The organism is Clostridium sartagoforme (genome assembly GCF_004794105.1).
In the GTDB taxonomy this organism is placed as follows: domain Bacteria; phylum Bacillota; class Clostridia; order Clostridiales; family Clostridiaceae; genus Clostridium; species Clostridium sartagoforme_B.
Window position 1 is genome coordinate 540,920 of sequence record NZ_SRYR01000001.1, and the last position, 13,821, is coordinate 554,740.

18 protein-coding genes are annotated in these 13,821 nt (G+C 28.3%); 15 read left to right on the forward strand and 3 right to left on the reverse strand.

The features are described 5' to 3' along the window. Positions 1–44 precede the first annotated feature (44 nt). The 13 genes from E5347_RS02305 to E5347_RS02355 all read left to right on the forward strand — a co-directional run bounded on the left by E5347_RS02305 (position 45) and on the right by E5347_RS02355 (position 10,803). Complete coding sequence (locus tag E5347_RS02305) at positions 45–461, forward strand: DUF3785 family protein (protein WP_136004212.1); 417 nt, start codon at positions 45–47, stop codon at positions 459–461. A 62-nt stretch (positions 462–523) separates the two neighbouring features. After that, positions 524–652, forward strand: a complete 129-nt coding sequence (locus E5347_RS17160; RefSeq protein ID WP_279230079.1) for a clostri-philic family protein — start codon at positions 524–526, stop codon at positions 650–652. 135 nt (positions 653–787) lie between these two features. Then, positions 788–946: a hypothetical protein gene (locus tag E5347_RS16765; RefSeq protein WP_168354884.1), complete on the forward strand. Its 159-nt coding sequence runs from the start codon at positions 788–790 to the stop codon at positions 944–946. A gap of 268 nt (positions 947–1,214) precedes the next feature. Next, positions 1,215–1,595, forward strand: a complete 381-nt coding sequence (locus tag E5347_RS02310; RefSeq protein ID WP_136004214.1) for a hypothetical protein — start codon at positions 1,215–1,217, stop codon at positions 1,593–1,595. A gap of 470 nt (positions 1,596–2,065) precedes the next feature. Then, a complete protein-coding gene (locus tag E5347_RS02315) occupies positions 2,066–2,314 on the forward strand; it encodes a TM1266 family iron-only hydrogenase system putative regulator (RefSeq protein WP_136004216.1) in 249 nt (82 codons plus the stop codon). Between the two features lie 40 nt (positions 2,315–2,354). Further along, positions 2,355–3,464, forward strand: a complete 1,110-nt coding sequence (hydE, locus tag E5347_RS02320; RefSeq protein ID WP_136004218.1) for a [FeFe] hydrogenase H-cluster radical SAM maturase HydE — start codon at positions 2,355–2,357, stop codon at positions 3,462–3,464. 23 nt (positions 3,465–3,487) lie between these two features. Continuing rightward, complete coding sequence (gene hydG, locus E5347_RS02325; protein ID WP_136004220.1) at positions 3,488–4,864, forward strand: [FeFe] hydrogenase H-cluster radical SAM maturase HydG; 1,377 nt, start codon at positions 3,488–3,490, stop codon at positions 4,862–4,864. A gap of 11 nt (positions 4,865–4,875) precedes the next feature. Beyond that, positions 4,876–6,084, forward strand: coding sequence for a [FeFe] hydrogenase H-cluster maturation GTPase HydF (gene hydF, locus E5347_RS02330; RefSeq protein ID WP_136004223.1), 1,209 nt, complete (start codon positions 4,876–4,878; stop codon positions 6,082–6,084). A gap of 32 nt (positions 6,085–6,116) precedes the next feature. Then, positions 6,117–7,355, forward strand: a complete 1,239-nt coding sequence (locus E5347_RS02335; protein ID WP_136004225.1) for an NAD(P)-dependent oxidoreductase — start codon at positions 6,117–6,119, stop codon at positions 7,353–7,355. A gap of 337 nt (positions 7,356–7,692) precedes the next feature. Then, on the forward strand, positions 7,693–8,403 hold the full coding sequence (locus E5347_RS02340; protein WP_136004227.1) for a hypothetical protein: 711 nt from the start codon (positions 7,693–7,695) through the stop codon (positions 8,401–8,403). A gap of 15 nt (positions 8,404–8,418) precedes the next feature. Continuing rightward, positions 8,419–9,219 (forward strand): hypothetical protein, encoded by an 801-nt coding sequence (locus E5347_RS02345; protein WP_136004229.1) that lies wholly within the window; start codon positions 8,419–8,421, stop codon positions 9,217–9,219. Then, positions 9,204–9,815, forward strand: coding sequence for a DUF4004 family protein (locus E5347_RS02350; protein WP_136004231.1), 612 nt, complete (start codon positions 9,204–9,206; stop codon positions 9,813–9,815). The genes E5347_RS02345 and E5347_RS02350 overlap by 16 nt, the downstream gene beginning before the upstream one ends. Positions 9,816–9,894: 79 nt before the next feature. Continuing rightward, the gene (locus E5347_RS02355; protein WP_136004234.1) at positions 9,895–10,803 is read left to right on the forward strand and encodes a PucR family transcriptional regulator; all 909 of its coding nucleotides are present in this window, start codon (positions 9,895–9,897) and stop codon (positions 10,801–10,803) included. 73 nt (positions 10,804–10,876) lie between these two features. Here the strand turns inward: E5347_RS02355 and E5347_RS02360 are convergent, their stop codons facing one another. Next, on the reverse strand, positions 10,877–11,437 hold the full coding sequence (locus E5347_RS02360) for a chromate transporter (protein WP_136004236.1): 561 nt from the start codon (positions 11,435–11,437) through the stop codon (positions 10,877–10,879). Further along, positions 11,434–12,006 (reverse strand): chromate transporter, encoded by a 573-nt coding sequence (locus E5347_RS02365; RefSeq protein WP_136004238.1) that lies wholly within the window; start codon positions 12,004–12,006, stop codon positions 11,434–11,436. Before E5347_RS02365 ends, E5347_RS02360 begins: the two co-directional genes overlap by 4 nt. Positions 12,007–12,135: 129 nt before the next feature. On the opposite strand from E5347_RS02365, the gene metA reads away from it, so the two are divergent. Continuing rightward, positions 12,136–13,062 carry a homoserine O-acetyltransferase MetA gene (gene metA, locus E5347_RS02370; RefSeq protein ID WP_136004240.1) on the forward strand — a complete coding sequence of 309 codons (927 nt, stop codon included), beginning with the start codon at positions 12,136–12,138 and terminating at the stop codon, positions 13,060–13,062. Positions 13,063–13,117: 55 nt separating this feature from the next. Further along, positions 13,118–13,381 (forward strand): hypothetical protein, encoded by a 264-nt coding sequence (locus E5347_RS02375; protein ID WP_136004242.1) that lies wholly within the window; start codon positions 13,118–13,120, stop codon positions 13,379–13,381. On the opposite strand, the gene E5347_RS02380 is transcribed toward E5347_RS02375, so the two are convergent. Next, positions 13,358–13,603 (reverse strand): hypothetical protein, encoded by a 246-nt coding sequence (locus E5347_RS02380; RefSeq protein WP_136004244.1) that lies wholly within the window; start codon positions 13,601–13,603, stop codon positions 13,358–13,360. The genes E5347_RS02375 and E5347_RS02380 overlap by 24 nt on opposite strands. Positions 13,604–13,821 lie beyond the last annotated feature (218 nt).

A 13,821-nucleotide genomic window follows, 5' to 3' on the forward strand; every position in this document is an offset into this window, starting at 1 on the left:
TAGTATGCTATAATAATGAAAAAAAGCTTATTAGGAGGCTTAATATGGAATATAAATTTATATTTAATGATAAAGAATATGTTTTAAATGAAAATAATTTAGACTATTTTGTAAACGATGAAGAAAATGAATTAGGAAATTTAGAAGTAAGTGATATTTTAAACTTATTAAAAAATAGTGAAGAAGTTGACTTTCAAAGTTCTTATTATGAAACATGCTGCAGTAATTGTAAGGCCGGCAAAGAAGAAAAGAAAAAGGTCTTTGATTTCTTAGAGTACTATTTTTATGCTTATGGTAAAAATGGCAAATTTGTTACAAGTAGTATAGATAATGATTATGATAAAAAATCATTTACTAGACTTAATATGGAAGGTATAGTTGATACTAGTTACTTAGTTACAATAATGGTATGTAGACATTGTGGTACTTATGCAATAGAAATAGAAGAGTTCGAAGTTTAAGGTAATACAATGTATTAAAAGCTTAATTCAGTATAAAATACATTTGAAAGGATGTGTTTTATATGAAAAAGAACTCCATTAACCCATTGCAAAAGGGTGAAAGAAGACAAAGGCTTCATAAGGATCAGGATAATGTAGGAAATGATAAAAATAAGCCTGAATATAAAGATTTTAATGGAAATCCAATATAAAAAGAGCTGTGAAAACAGCTCTTTTTTAGTTTTGTAGCTTATATTTTAAAAGGGATAGTTTTTTATAAGCTTAGCAAATTAGAGAGTTTTTTTGAGGGATGGCTATCTTGGATACCTGTAGGAAATAGCTATATAATGTTGAAGCTTATAGGGAAAAATTTAAACTATACTTGGTTATTTGGCGTATATTTTATTTTTAATATATTAGCAAATGTTATAGATTATAATGGTGTAGTTTGGTTTGTTTATGTAGTATTAGCTATATGGCAATATATTATAGCGGTACAATTTTAATTCTTACTTTGGGCTGTTTTGCCATAGCTATTTTCTTATATTATAGAAATTAATGATAATTTAAATATAGCCTTAAAATAGGTTGGTTTAGGATTATATCAGACTTTTTTAATACTGTATAGTCCTTATTTCTATTTTTATAGTCCTTTTATTGAAAAAAATGCGTTTAAATAAAGGTTATTTGATTTTTTTGTAGAATACTAATTATGTAAAGCTTACAAGTTTTACAATTAACAAAATTATTAGACGATTTTAAAGGGGGATAAAAATGAATAAAATTGCAGAGTGCTCTGTAATTATAAAAGATGACTTTAACAATATCTTTTTAGTTATGAAGAAGACGAAGAAAAATGAGCCTAAGCTTTGGTATAATATTGGAAGAAAGATAAAGGGTAAGGAGTCAGAAGAAAAATGCGTGACTCGTGCTATTAAAGATGACTTAAAATCTATTGTTTTTAATGTAGAGAGATTAGGTGAAGTTATTAATATATCCAATGAAGTATGTGCAGTTTTCAAGGGGGAACTAAAAGAAAAAGTAGTATTAGGGAAAGACGTTGTAGAAGGAAAATGGGTTAGCATATCAGATATAGATAAATTTGATTTAGCTCCTGATGAAAAAGAAAAGATAGATTTGTTTTTAAATATATAAAATGTAGGAGTTTTACAAATTTAATATAAATAAGTTTGGAGAACTCCTACATTTAATATTTTTCATTTAAATTATTTTGTCAAAAAATTAACTATTGACATATATATAACTAAACCTTATTATGAAAATATAGGATATTAAATACTCATTTAATTGGAGAAAATTATCTATCTTCATTTATTTGTATATTTACTATAGTTGTAAGTGTTAAAAAAATAATTATTCATCTAACAAAAAAGAGAGATCTGATTTGAAAGAAAGTAGAAATATTGTATTAATAATAAAGGTTATGTATAAGTCTATCCATAGCTGTTTTTGTGCTATGATTTGCTTTTGATAATTTTTATTATTAATATAAAGCCTGTTTTCTTTTAAGAAGACAGGCTTTTTTATTCTAGGGAATTTTATATTTCCACTTTTTTTAATGGAATTAATATTAATTTTGGATAATAAGCTTGGAGGAATGAAGTATGAAAATAGGTGTAATAAGTGCAATACTTGAAGAACCTAGTAAGTGTAATTCAGAGTTTAATAAAGTAGTTGCTGATTTTAGAGGAAGTATTAAGGGGAGAATGGGAATTCCTTTAGAAAATGAAACTTCTATTGTATCAATAGTAGTTGTTGGTAGTTTAAATGAGATTAATAGTTTAACAGGAAAGCTTGGTAATATAAATGGAGTTACTGTAAAGACTGCAATTAGTAAAAAAGAAATAGAATAAATAATCACTACATAAAAATCACTTATTTTGGAGGATTTCAATGAAGGTAAAAGAGATAATAGATAAATTGTATTTAGAAAATAATGCGAGTTTTGAAGAATTATTGTTTTTATTAGATAATCTAACACCTACAGATAAGGTTTACTTAGTAGAAAAGGCTCATGAAACTAGGATGAAAACTTATGGCAATACAGTTTATATGAGAGGGCTTATAGAATTCACTAATATATGCAAAAAGAATTGTATCTATTGCGGTATTAGAAGGGAAAATAAGCAGGCAGATAGATATAGATTAACACTAGAGGATATTTTAGAATGCGTTGAAATAGGTGACAGGCTTGGCTATAAAACCTATGTACTTCAAGGTGGAGAAGATGATTATTTCACAGATGAAAGAATGATTGAAATTATTAGAGCTATTAAGGACAAGTTTCCTAATAATGCTATTACCTTATCTTTAGGAGAAAGAAGTTATGAATCATATAAAAAAATGTATGAAGCAGGTGCTGATAGATATCTTTTAAGACATGAAACAGCAACTAAGGAACTTTATGAGTCTCTTCATCCAGGTGCAAGTTTTGAAGAAAGAAGAGAATGTCTAAGAAACTTAAAGGAAATTGGATACCAAGTTGGAGCAGGTTTTATGGTAGGTCTTCCTAATCAAAAAAATAGTGATTTAGTTAATGACTTACTATTTGTTAAGGAGTTTGAGCCTCATATGTGTGGTATAGGACCTTTTATTCCACACAAGGATACTCCATTAAAAGAAGAGAAAGGTGGAACTCTAGAAATGACTACAACAATGTTAGCTTTAATTAGATTATTATTGCCTAATGTTTTATTGCCATCTACCACGGCTCTTGGAAGTATAGATCCAGTAGGAAGAGAAAAGGGCCTAAAGGCTGGAGGAAATGTTGTAATGCCAAATCTTTCTCCAACTAGTGTAAGAGAGAAATACTCATTATATGATGGAAAGATATGTACTGGAGATGAGGCTGCTGAATGCAGAAAGTGTATTGAAGGAAGAATTAATAAAGCTGGTTTTAGAGTTGAAATTACTAGAGGTGACAATGTAGCTTGGGCTAAGGAGAATGGATATCATAAGGTTACTAAAGGTAATATTCAGCTTGAAAATATAAAGTTAATATAAAAATTATAATACGGGGGTGCGCTATGTTTATTGATCATGAGTATATAGAAAGAATTTTAGAAGAAGCTAAAGGTGCTAAGGGAGAAGATATTAAAGCTGTTTTAGAAAAAGCAAAAAGAAGAGATGGATTATCATATGAAGATATAGCAGTTTTATTACAAGCAGAGGATAAAGAAGATTTAAATGAAATATTTAAGTTAGCTGGAGAAATAAAAGATTCTATTTATGGTAAAAGAATAGTTATATTTGCTCCACTTTATGTTAGCGATTATTGTGTAAATAACTGTGTTTATTGTGGATATAAAAGAACAAATGAGTTCAATAGAAGAAGATTAACTATGGAAGAAGTAGCTGAAGAAGTTAAAATCTTAGAAAAAATGGGACATAAAAGACTTGCATTAGAGCTTGGAGAAGATCCAGTAAATGCTCCTATAGATTATGTTTTAGAATGTTTAAAAACTATTTATTCTACCCAAAGTGACAACGGAGAAATAAGAAGAGTTAATGTTAATATTGCTGCGACAACAGTAGAAAATTACAAATTACTTAAGGAAGCTAAAATTGGAACTTATATATTATTCCAAGAAACATATCATAAACCAACTTATGAATTAATGCATCCAAAATCATTAAAGGGAGATTATAATTATCATACAACTGCCTTTGATAGAGCTATGGAAGCAGGAATAGATGATGTTGGTGGAGGAGTTCTTTTTGGCCTTTCTGATCCTAAATTCGAAGTTTTAGGACTTATGATGCATAATAAACATTTAGAAGAGAAATACGGAGTAGGATTCCATACTATATCTATGCCTAGATTAAAGCCAGCTGCTGGAGTAACATTGCAAGAATTCCCTCATTTAGTAGACGATGAAATGTTTAAGAAGTTAGTTGCAATTATTAGAATAGCTGTACCATTTACAGGCATTATAATGTCTACTAGAGAAACATCAGAAATGAGAAGAGAGCTAATAAAATATGGTGTATCTCAGCTTAGTGCGGGTTCTAGTACAGGAGTTGGAGGATATAAGGAAAGAGAAGAGGGAAGAGAAACTCTTCAATTTAAGACTTCAGATGATAGAACTCCATTAGAAGTAATAAAATCAGTATTAGATGACGGATATATTCCAAGTTATTGTACAGCTTGTTATAGAAGAGGAAGAACTGGTGAAAGGTTTATGAAGCTTGCAAAGTCAGGAGAAATACAAAATGTATGTGAGCCTAATGCTATGACCACACTTTTAGAATTTGCTATAGACTATGGTGATAAGGAAATATTAGAAAAAGCTGAAGCTGTTGTTAAGACTGAAAGAGAAAGAATTAAGAGAAAAGATATTAGAGATATTTTAGATAAGAATATAGAAAGACTTAGAGCTGGAGAAAGAGATCTTTATCTATAGGAGGTGTATTTATGAACTTAACACCAAATGCAAACAGAAAGCATATTGCAATTTACGGTAAAACTAATGCTGGTAAATCTTCTTTAATTAATAAACTATTGGGACAAGAAGTATCCTTGGTTTCAGAAAAGGAAGGTACTACTACAGATCCAGTACAAAAAGCTATGGAGTTAATACCTGTAGGACCAGTATTGTTTATAGATACTGCTGGATTTAATGATGAAAGTGATTTAGGAGAAATAAGAACTAAGAGAACTTTGGATATTTTAAAAAGAACAGATATAGCAATATATGTTTTTGATATTTTAGATATAGATTTAGATGAATTCACTAAGGTTAAAAGAAGTTTTAAAAAATATAATATACCATTTATTACAGTTGTTAATCAAATTGATAAAATAAAAGAAGAAGAGTTAGAGATTATAAAGGAGAAATATAAGGACTATATATTCCTATCAGCAGTAACAGGGGAAGGTATTGAAAAGTTAAAAGAAAATCTAATAAGGATTTTAAAGGAAGAGGATGAAGATCTTCCTATAGTTGGAGACTTACTTCCTTATGATAGTAAAGTTATACTTGTTGTTCCAATAGACTCTGAGGCTCCAAAAGGAAGATTGATTTTACCTCAAGTCCAATGTATAAGAGATTGCTTAGATCATGGAATTAAAAGCTATGTAGTTAGAGATACAGAATTGAAATCAGCATTAGAAGATATAAATAATGTTGATTTAGTAATAACAGATTCTCAAGCTTTTAGAGAAGTAGATAAAATAGTACCAAAGGAAATAAAATTAACTAGCTTTTCTATGTTATTTGCAAGACAAAAGGGAGACTTTGAGGAATTCATTAGAGGAGCTTTTAAAATTAAAGATTTAAATAAAGACTCTAAAATCTTAATAGCTGAAAGTTGTACCCATAATGTGTCCCATGAGGATATTGGAAGAGTTAAGATTCCTAAATTAATTAATAAGTTTGTAGGTGCAGAATTAACTTATGATTATAGCATTTTTCATGACTTTCCTGAGGATATAGATAGGTATGACTTGATAATTCACTGTGGCGCATGTATGATAAATAGAAAAACAGTAATAAATAGAGTTAATACATGCAAGGAAAAAAATGTTCCAATAACTAATTATGGAATAGTATTGGCTTATTTAAATGGAATACTGGAAAGAAGTTTATCTTTGTTCAATATCAAAATTGATGATATAATGTAAAAAAACCAGAATGAAATTAAAGGAGTTTGTTAATGAAAGAATTAGTTATTGAAGCAGATAGGTGTTATATTTGTAAAAATCCAAAATGTAAACTTAATTGTCCTATTGGAACTCCGATTCCTGAAATAATAACTTTATTTAAAGAAGGACAAATTGCTAAGGCTGGAGAAATGTTATTTAAAAATAATCCTTTATCTTTAGTATGTTCAATAGTATGCCCTCATGAAGATCAGTGCAAGGGAAATTGCATAAGAGGAATTAAAGGAGAACCAGTAAGTTTTTGTAGCATTGAAAGACATATATCAAAATATTATTTAGAAAATGTAAAGCTTGAAAAAGAAAAAGAATTAGATGATAGAATAGCTATTATAGGTGGAGGCCCTGCTGGAATAACTATTGCCTTTATATTAGCTCAAAAAGGTTATAAAATAACGCTATTTGATTCCCATGACAAAATAGGTGGAGTAATGCGTTATGGAATACCAGAATTTAGACTTCCAAAGAGCATATTAGATCATTATGAAGAAAGATTAATTGAACTTGGAGTTAAAATTAGGCCTAATACTTTAATTGGACCAGTTCTAACATTAGATAAACTTTTCTATGATGGATATAAGGCTGTATTTATTGGTACAGGAGTTTGGAATCCTAAGACTTTAAATATTAAGGGAGAAAGCCTTGGAAATGTACATTATGCTATAGACTATTTAAAGTCTCCTGAAGTATATAACTTAGGAGAAAAGGTATGTGTAATTGGTGCTGGAGATGTAGCAATGGACTCAGCTAGAACTGCTATAAGAAATGGAGCAAAGGAAGTTTATATCCTATATAGGAAGGGTATAGAGAATGTTCCAGCTACTAAAGCAGAACTAGAAGGTGCTGTTAAAGATGGAGTAAAGTTTGAATTCTTTAAATCTCCTATGGAACTTACTGAAGAAGGCGTAAAATATATAGCTACTAAAAATGAAGTATCTGAAGATGGAACAGTAATAACTGTTAATATTGAAGGAGAAGAAGGACTATTTGAATGTGATTCTATTATAATTTCTGTTAGTCAGTCACCTAGAAATAACATTGTTTCAAACACAAAGGGATTAGAAACAAATAGATGGGGATTACTTTTAGCAGATGAATTTGGACATACTACTAGAGATGGTGTATTTGCATCAGGTGATGTTGTAACAGGAGCAAAAACTGTAGTGGAGGCAACAGCTCATGCTAAGATAGTTGCTGAAGAAATAGAAAAATACATTAATAGTAAAAGAGAATAATATAGAATTAACAACATATAATTAAGAATTGTTAATGTGTAATGAATAATTTAGGAAATAATTTGTTCCAAATTATAAAGATAAGTTGCAAAATAAGCTGCCATTTGGCGGCTTATTTTTTGTTTTTTCTTTATTATAGCAAATATAAAATATCAATAAAATTAAATATGCTTTTAAAGGGGAGATTAGATTCACTTAGACTATAAGTCTAAAGTAATAAATTTTTTATAAAAAAATCTTTACAATGTAACAATGTTACGATAATATAATAATATAAAAGTGAAAGAGATAATTTTTTATAATATTGAATGAAACAATGTTATGTTGGAGGTTGATTATGAATAATATAGACATTAATGGGCTAGGAAGTATAAATGGCGGTAATTATGACAATGTAGAAATTAATGGATTAGGAACAATAAATAGCGATTTAATTTGTGAAGAGTTTACTGTAAATGGTAAGGGGAAGACTTTAGGTAGAATTAATACAAAATCTATGGATGTAAATGGACTACTTACTTGTTATGAAGATATTGAAGTAAAGGATCCTTTTGAGATAAATGGAGTACTATCATCAAAGGGAGGTCTTAAAGGTGATAGAGTTATAGTAAATGGTAGAGCTTCTTTTGATAAAAGCGTAAATATTGATAGAGTTGAAGTAAATGGTGATTTTTATGTAGGAAAAGATTGTGAGTGCGGTAGCTTTTATTCAGATGGAAGGGTGAGAGTTAAGGGACTACTTTCAGGTGATAATATAGAATTAAATTTATCTTTGACTAATGAAATAGAGGAAATTGGTGGAGAAACATTAAATGTAAGGAAAGCAAGAAGATTAATTAGGGTTCTATTTTTCACAAAATCACGTAAAAGTAAACTTATATCTAATGTGATAGAAGCAGATGATATATATCTAGAGCATACAAAATGCAATGTGGTTAGAGGGAAGAATATTAAGATTGGAGATGGATGTGACATCGGCAAGATAGAATATTCAGGAGAACTAATTATTAATGGGAATTCTAAAATAAGAGAAAAGTTTAAAGTATAGAGGGAGATATATAATATGTATAATGATACAAAAATTTTTGGTGATGGTGTTATATCAGAAGGAAAGTATAACAGGATAAAGGTAATGGGTAATAGTACTACTAATGGCAATATAGAATGTGAAGAGATGGTAATTATGGGGGATGCAGAAATTAATGGCTCTATTACAGCTAAAAAAGTAAAAATTATGGGGGACTCAAGATTCCATAATAAGATAAATATAAATATTTTAACTACTTTAGGTGATTGCAGTTTAGATGAGGATTCAATAATTGGATTAACTAAGATTAAGGGTGATTTAAAAGCTAAAAAAGATTTAGAAGTTAGAGAAGATTTGAATATAACTGGTGAAGTAAGAGTGCAAGGAAGATTAAAGGGAAATAATATAAAAGTTTTAGGAGAACTAAGTGTAGTTAAAGCTTTAACCTTTGATAATATTAATATTTTAGGTGGACTAGAAACTGATGGAAATTGTGAAGGTAACAATTTTTATAGTAAGGGAGGCTTAAAAGTTAAGGGATTATTATCAGCTGATAAAATAGAAATAATTCCTAAAAGCAGATGTATTATAGAAGAGATTGGTGGAAGTGAAATTATTATAAGAAAGTCTAGATGGATTGACTTCGGATATGGTAGTTTAACTAGTAAAGTTATAGAAGGAGATAATATAACACTTCAAGATACAGAATGTGAAGTTGTAAGAGGTCATAATATAACTATTCTAGAAGGATGCTCAATTGGAAAAGTTGAATATACAGGAAAGATAACTATAGATAAAGATAGTAAGGTGGTTGAGGAAGTATGTCTGAAGAATTAATTTCAAAGAAAGAGCTTTTAGATTTAACAGGAATATCTTATGGACAATTATATAGGTGGAAGAGAAAGGATTTAATTCCAGAAGAATGGTTTATAAAAAAGAGTGTATCTACTGGGCAAGAAACCTTTTTTCCAAGAGAAAAAATAATTGAAAGAATAGATAGAATAATAGAGCTTAAGGATGAAGCCTCTTTAGATGAATTAGCGTATAGGTTTTCTAATACTATTAAAGATATTAAGATAACTAGAAGTTATTTAGTAAATGTAATAAGAGAAGATATAATAATTAAGTTTGAAGAAATTATAGATGTTCAAAATGTTTATGAAGAAAACAATATATTTGCATTATTTTTATATAACAAGTTAATTAATTTAGGAAGCTTAAGTCTTTTAGAAATAAAGGAAATAGTTCAAATAGCTAATAAAGATTACAAATTAATTGATAATAAAGAATATGAGCTAATTATAAAGAGAAAACTTGGAGTATGTTATTTTTATATAAATGTAGACAAAATTAATTTATTTAATGATGAAGACTCTATATTAATTGCAAAAATAAATATAAATGAATTAATCGAGGAAATAAAAAAAGTATGATAATTTAAATGAATATTTAACTTTGGTAAGTTTTGCTATATAATAATTATAAAATGGTATACAAAGGGTGAAACTTAATATGAAGGAAATAATAGAGTTATTAGAAGATATTAAAGAGGGAATAAATTTAAAGTTTAGATTATTAGATGAAAAAAATAATGTTATTTTAGATAACTTACCTTATTCAGAAACTAATATTTCTAAATGGATTAATATAGATGGAAATACTTTTAAAATAGTATTAGATAGAGAAAATAATAATTTATTTCCCCTAATTGAATTTACTATTGTGAAATTATCAAGTAAAGATAACTTAGTTGAAGATTTACTTGAAGGGAGAAAAAATATTGACTCTCTAAGAAGTCATTCCATAAATATAGGAAATAAGATACTTTTATTAGAAGTAAGAGATAAAAAAACTGTATTAGATATAGTAAAGAACACCTATAGTGATACTGATTTTTATGTTAGTGAAGTTTACGATAGAATTAGTATTATTGGAAATTTAGAAGATGAAATGGAGCATGCTCTATCTTTAAAGCATTTTATTGAAGAGGATTTAGGAGATCATGCAAAAGTAGCAATAAGTGAAATAAAGGATAATAGTAGTGAAGGTTTTAGAAATAGTTATGAAGAGGCAGTAATAGCACTAGAGATAGGAAGTTATTTTAAGATAAAACCAGAAATATATATTATTAACAATATGTTTTTAGAAAAAGCTATTTTTAATATTTCTAAAGAGTATTTAAATGAATTAAAGGTAAGATATAAAGATATTTTTATAAACTTTAATTATGAATTATTTCAGACTTTAGAAGAGGTTTTAGCTTGCAATCTATCTTTAAGTAAGGCTTCAAAAAATTTATTTATACATAGAAATACTTTAATGTATAGAATAGATAAAATAAAAAAAGAGACAGGCTTTGATATAAGAAATTTTAAAGAAGCAACTTTTCTTTATATATTATATATGAATAGCAAAGTATAAAGTTGTTAATAACATTAGACTATTACATAACTTTTTATTAAATGGGGCTGCCTAAGGGCAGCCTTTTTTATTTTTATGTATATAAAAATAAGCCTATTAGTCCTGAAAGCAAAATAATATTTAAGGTACTTATCTTAAATTTTCTTAATAAAAACATTGAAACAGCAAATATAGCTGCTGCCATTAAATTAATAGTTTTTAAATCGAAAATAATACTAGATTGACCAGTAAAGGATATAAGAATTATTGTGCAAGATGCGGCAATTATAAGTCCAATAGAAGTAGATCTTAATCCTTTTAATATATTTGATATTTCACTTATGTCACTATTTTTCTTAAAGAATTTAAAAAGTGTAATTGAAATAATAATACCTGTAATAACACAAGCAAAGGTAGCTACTATAGCGCCTAAGGTTCCACCTAACCTTATTCCAACGAAAGTTGAAGCATTTATTGATAGAGGACCTGGAGTCATTTGAGAAATAGTTAATATATCAGTGAATTCTTGAAGGCTTAGCCAGCTTTGATTATCAACAATTTCTTTTTGTATTAAAGGTACTATGGCATAACCGCCACCAATACTAAAGGAGCCTATCTTTAAAAATATTATAAATAAATCAAATAATATACTCATATCTGATTAGCCTCCCTTCTTTTTCTAAAGAATGCTTGTCCGAAGCTTAGTATAGCACCTAAAATTAGTATTAGTATTACATTAACATTAAAGAAAAAGCTAGCTATAAAAGATAAAGGCACTAATAAAGTAAGTAGCAAGTTTTTTTCTTTAAATACAGTAAGGCTCATATCTATTACTAAATCAACAATTGCAGCAGCTACTCCAGCTTCCATACCCTTAAGGATTGCTGAAATATAAATATTACTTCTAAATGCATCGTAGAAAATCGAAACAATAGATAAAATTATAAGGGGGGGTAACACTGTACCAATACAAGTAATTATAGCCCCTGGAATTCCGAGAAACCTATATCCAATTAAAGATGATAAGTTTACTGCAATAGCACCAGGAGATGATTGAGCAATAGCAGCCATATCAAGCAGCTCATTTTCAGTTAATATCCTCATATCTTCTACTAGATATTTTTTGAAAAAAGGGATAATTACATAACCACCACCAAAGCTAAAACAGCTTACATAAAAAGTGACCTTAAAAAGTTTAAAGTAAAATTTAAAGTTTTTTTCCAATTCTCAACCTCCTTTAAGAAAGACTCTATTAATAGTATATACTGAAATTAGGGTTTAAGGAAGAAAATAGCATAGACACTTTTAAAATAATGGGAATTATGCTTTAATATTCTATAAGGAGGGGGTTATATGCCAATTAAAATTCCTAAGGAATTACCAGCTTTTAAAGTGCTATCTAATGAAAATATATTTGTAATGAATATAGAAAGGGCACAAACACAAGATATAAGACCTTTAAAAATAGCAATATTAAATTTAATGCCAATTAAGATTCAGGCAGAAAATCAATTGCTTAGGTATTTATCGAACACTCCAATACAAGTTGAAATTACACTTTTGCAAACGAAAACCTATACTTCACAAAATACTCCTATAGAGCATTTAGAAAAGTTCTATAATTACTTTGATGAAGTTAAGAATGAAAAGTTTGATGGGTTAATAATAACTGGGGCACCTGTTGAGACTTTAAAGTTTGAAGATGTAGCGTATTGGAAGGAACTTGAGGAAATCTTTGAGTGGAGCAGGGAAAATGTATTTTCAACACTTCATATCTGTTGGGGAGCGCAAGCGGCTTTATATTATCATTATAATATAGAAAAATATCCATTAGATAAGAAGATATTTGGAGTATTTTCACATAAGGTAAATAAAATTAATGAAGACTTAACAAGAGGTCTTGATGATATTTTTTATGCACCTCACTCAAGACATACTACAACATTAAAAGAAGATATAGAAAAGGTTAAAGACCTTGATATCCTAGCAGAGTCAGAAGAAGCTGGAGCATTTATAATTGCAACTAGAGATAAAAGACAAGTGTTTATTACAGGACACCTAGAGTATGATAGAGATACTTTAATGGGGGAATATATAAGGGACTGTAGTAAGGGGATGGAAGTAGCTATTCCTAAAAACTATTTTCCTAATGATAATATTGATGAAACTCCACTAGTAAAATGGAGGGGAAGTGCCAATATAGTATTTGGTAATTGGCTAAATTATTGTATCTATCAAAATACTCCGTTTGAATTAGAGAAAATAAATAAACTATATTAAAAAGGTTGCCTTAGGGCAACCTATTTCAATTAATAATTAGCAATTAACAGTTTAAGTGAAAACTCAGCGAATTAATTTTTTAATTAGAAAAATAGTTGCTTGGGAGGTGTGGACTGAAGAGAATGTTGAACTTGCATCAGAATTAGTAGACAGAGTTATGCTATCAGAGAAAGTTAAGAGAAAAAATAATAAAAAACTATTAGTTCTACATTTAGATAAGGGTGCGCCTATGAAATCATATACTCTAAAAGCTAAATTAGAAGTTCCAGGAGTAATATCGTCATACTTTATTACTTCACTTTTTTTTATTCTTTTTTAAAATAATAGCTGAATGGTCTGTAAATTCTTTTCTTGGCTCATCATTAATTTCTATATCTATGTCATATTTATATTGTGCCCATGAATTTTCTGATATTAAGGCATAATCTATTCTGTTATTTTTATGTGTAGGAGTTGTATTTGGATTACCTTTCTCAATCCCAAAATCAATAAAACCAATTCGTAAAAAATCTTTTTCTTTGTGTATTAGGCTCAAACACATTCAAATCACCAATAATAATGATATCATTGATTTTTTCATTGTATCCTAGAATATTCATACAAGCATAAGGATGAATATGCTTTAACAAATCTATCAGAGATTTCCAAAACAACATTATATCAATCCCATGAGATGGGGCATGCAAACCCATTATTAAGTCATACTTGTTTGTATTAGTATGTTTTTTAAAAAAATAGTCCTATTTTTCTGAGATAAAA

Excerpts from the sequence above, each read along its gene's own strand:
- hydE (WP_136004218.1), top strand. The coding sequence starts at position 2,355 with ATGAAGGTAAAAGAGATAATAGATAAATTGTATTTAGAAAATAATGCG.
- E5347_RS02350 (WP_136004231.1), top strand. The coding sequence starts at position 9,204 with ATGTCTGAAGAATTAATTTCAAAGAAAGAGCTTTTAGATTTAACAGGA.
- hydF (WP_136004223.1), top strand. The coding sequence starts at position 4,876 with ATGAACTTAACACCAAATGCAAACAGAAAGCATATTGCAATTTACGGT.
- metA (WP_136004240.1), top strand. The coding sequence starts at position 12,136 with ATGCCAATTAAAATTCCTAAGGAATTACCAGCTTTTAAAGTGCTATCT.
- E5347_RS02340 (WP_136004227.1), top strand. The coding sequence starts at position 7,693 with ATGAATAATATAGACATTAATGGGCTAGGAAGTATAAATGGCGGTAAT.
- E5347_RS16765 (WP_168354884.1), top strand. The coding sequence starts at position 788 with ATGTTGAAGCTTATAGGGAAAAATTTAAACTATACTTGGTTATTTGGC.
- E5347_RS02335 (WP_136004225.1), top strand. The coding sequence starts at position 6,117 with ATGAAAGAATTAGTTATTGAAGCAGATAGGTGTTATATTTGTAAAAAT.
- E5347_RS02380 (WP_136004244.1), bottom strand. The coding sequence starts at position 13,603 with ATGTGTTTGAGCCTAATACACAAAGAAAAAGATTTTTTACGAATTGGT.
- E5347_RS02360 (WP_136004236.1), bottom strand. The coding sequence starts at position 11,437 with ATGAGTATATTATTTGATTTATTTATAATATTTTTAAAGATAGGCTCC.
- E5347_RS02310 (WP_136004214.1), top strand. The coding sequence starts at position 1,215 with ATGAATAAAATTGCAGAGTGCTCTGTAATTATAAAAGATGACTTTAAC.
- hydG (WP_136004220.1), top strand. The coding sequence starts at position 3,488 with ATGTTTATTGATCATGAGTATATAGAAAGAATTTTAGAAGAAGCTAAA.
- E5347_RS02305 (WP_136004212.1), top strand. The coding sequence starts at position 45 with ATGGAATATAAATTTATATTTAATGATAAAGAATATGTTTTAAATGAA.
- E5347_RS02345 (WP_136004229.1), top strand. The coding sequence starts at position 8,419 with ATGTATAATGATACAAAAATTTTTGGTGATGGTGTTATATCAGAAGGA.
- E5347_RS02315 (WP_136004216.1), top strand. The coding sequence starts at position 2,066 with ATGAAAATAGGTGTAATAAGTGCAATACTTGAAGAACCTAGTAAGTGT.
- E5347_RS17160 (WP_279230079.1), top strand. The coding sequence starts at position 524 with ATGAAAAAGAACTCCATTAACCCATTGCAAAAGGGTGAAAGAAGACAA.
- E5347_RS02355 (WP_136004234.1), top strand. The coding sequence starts at position 9,895 with ATGAAGGAAATAATAGAGTTATTAGAAGATATTAAAGAGGGAATAAAT.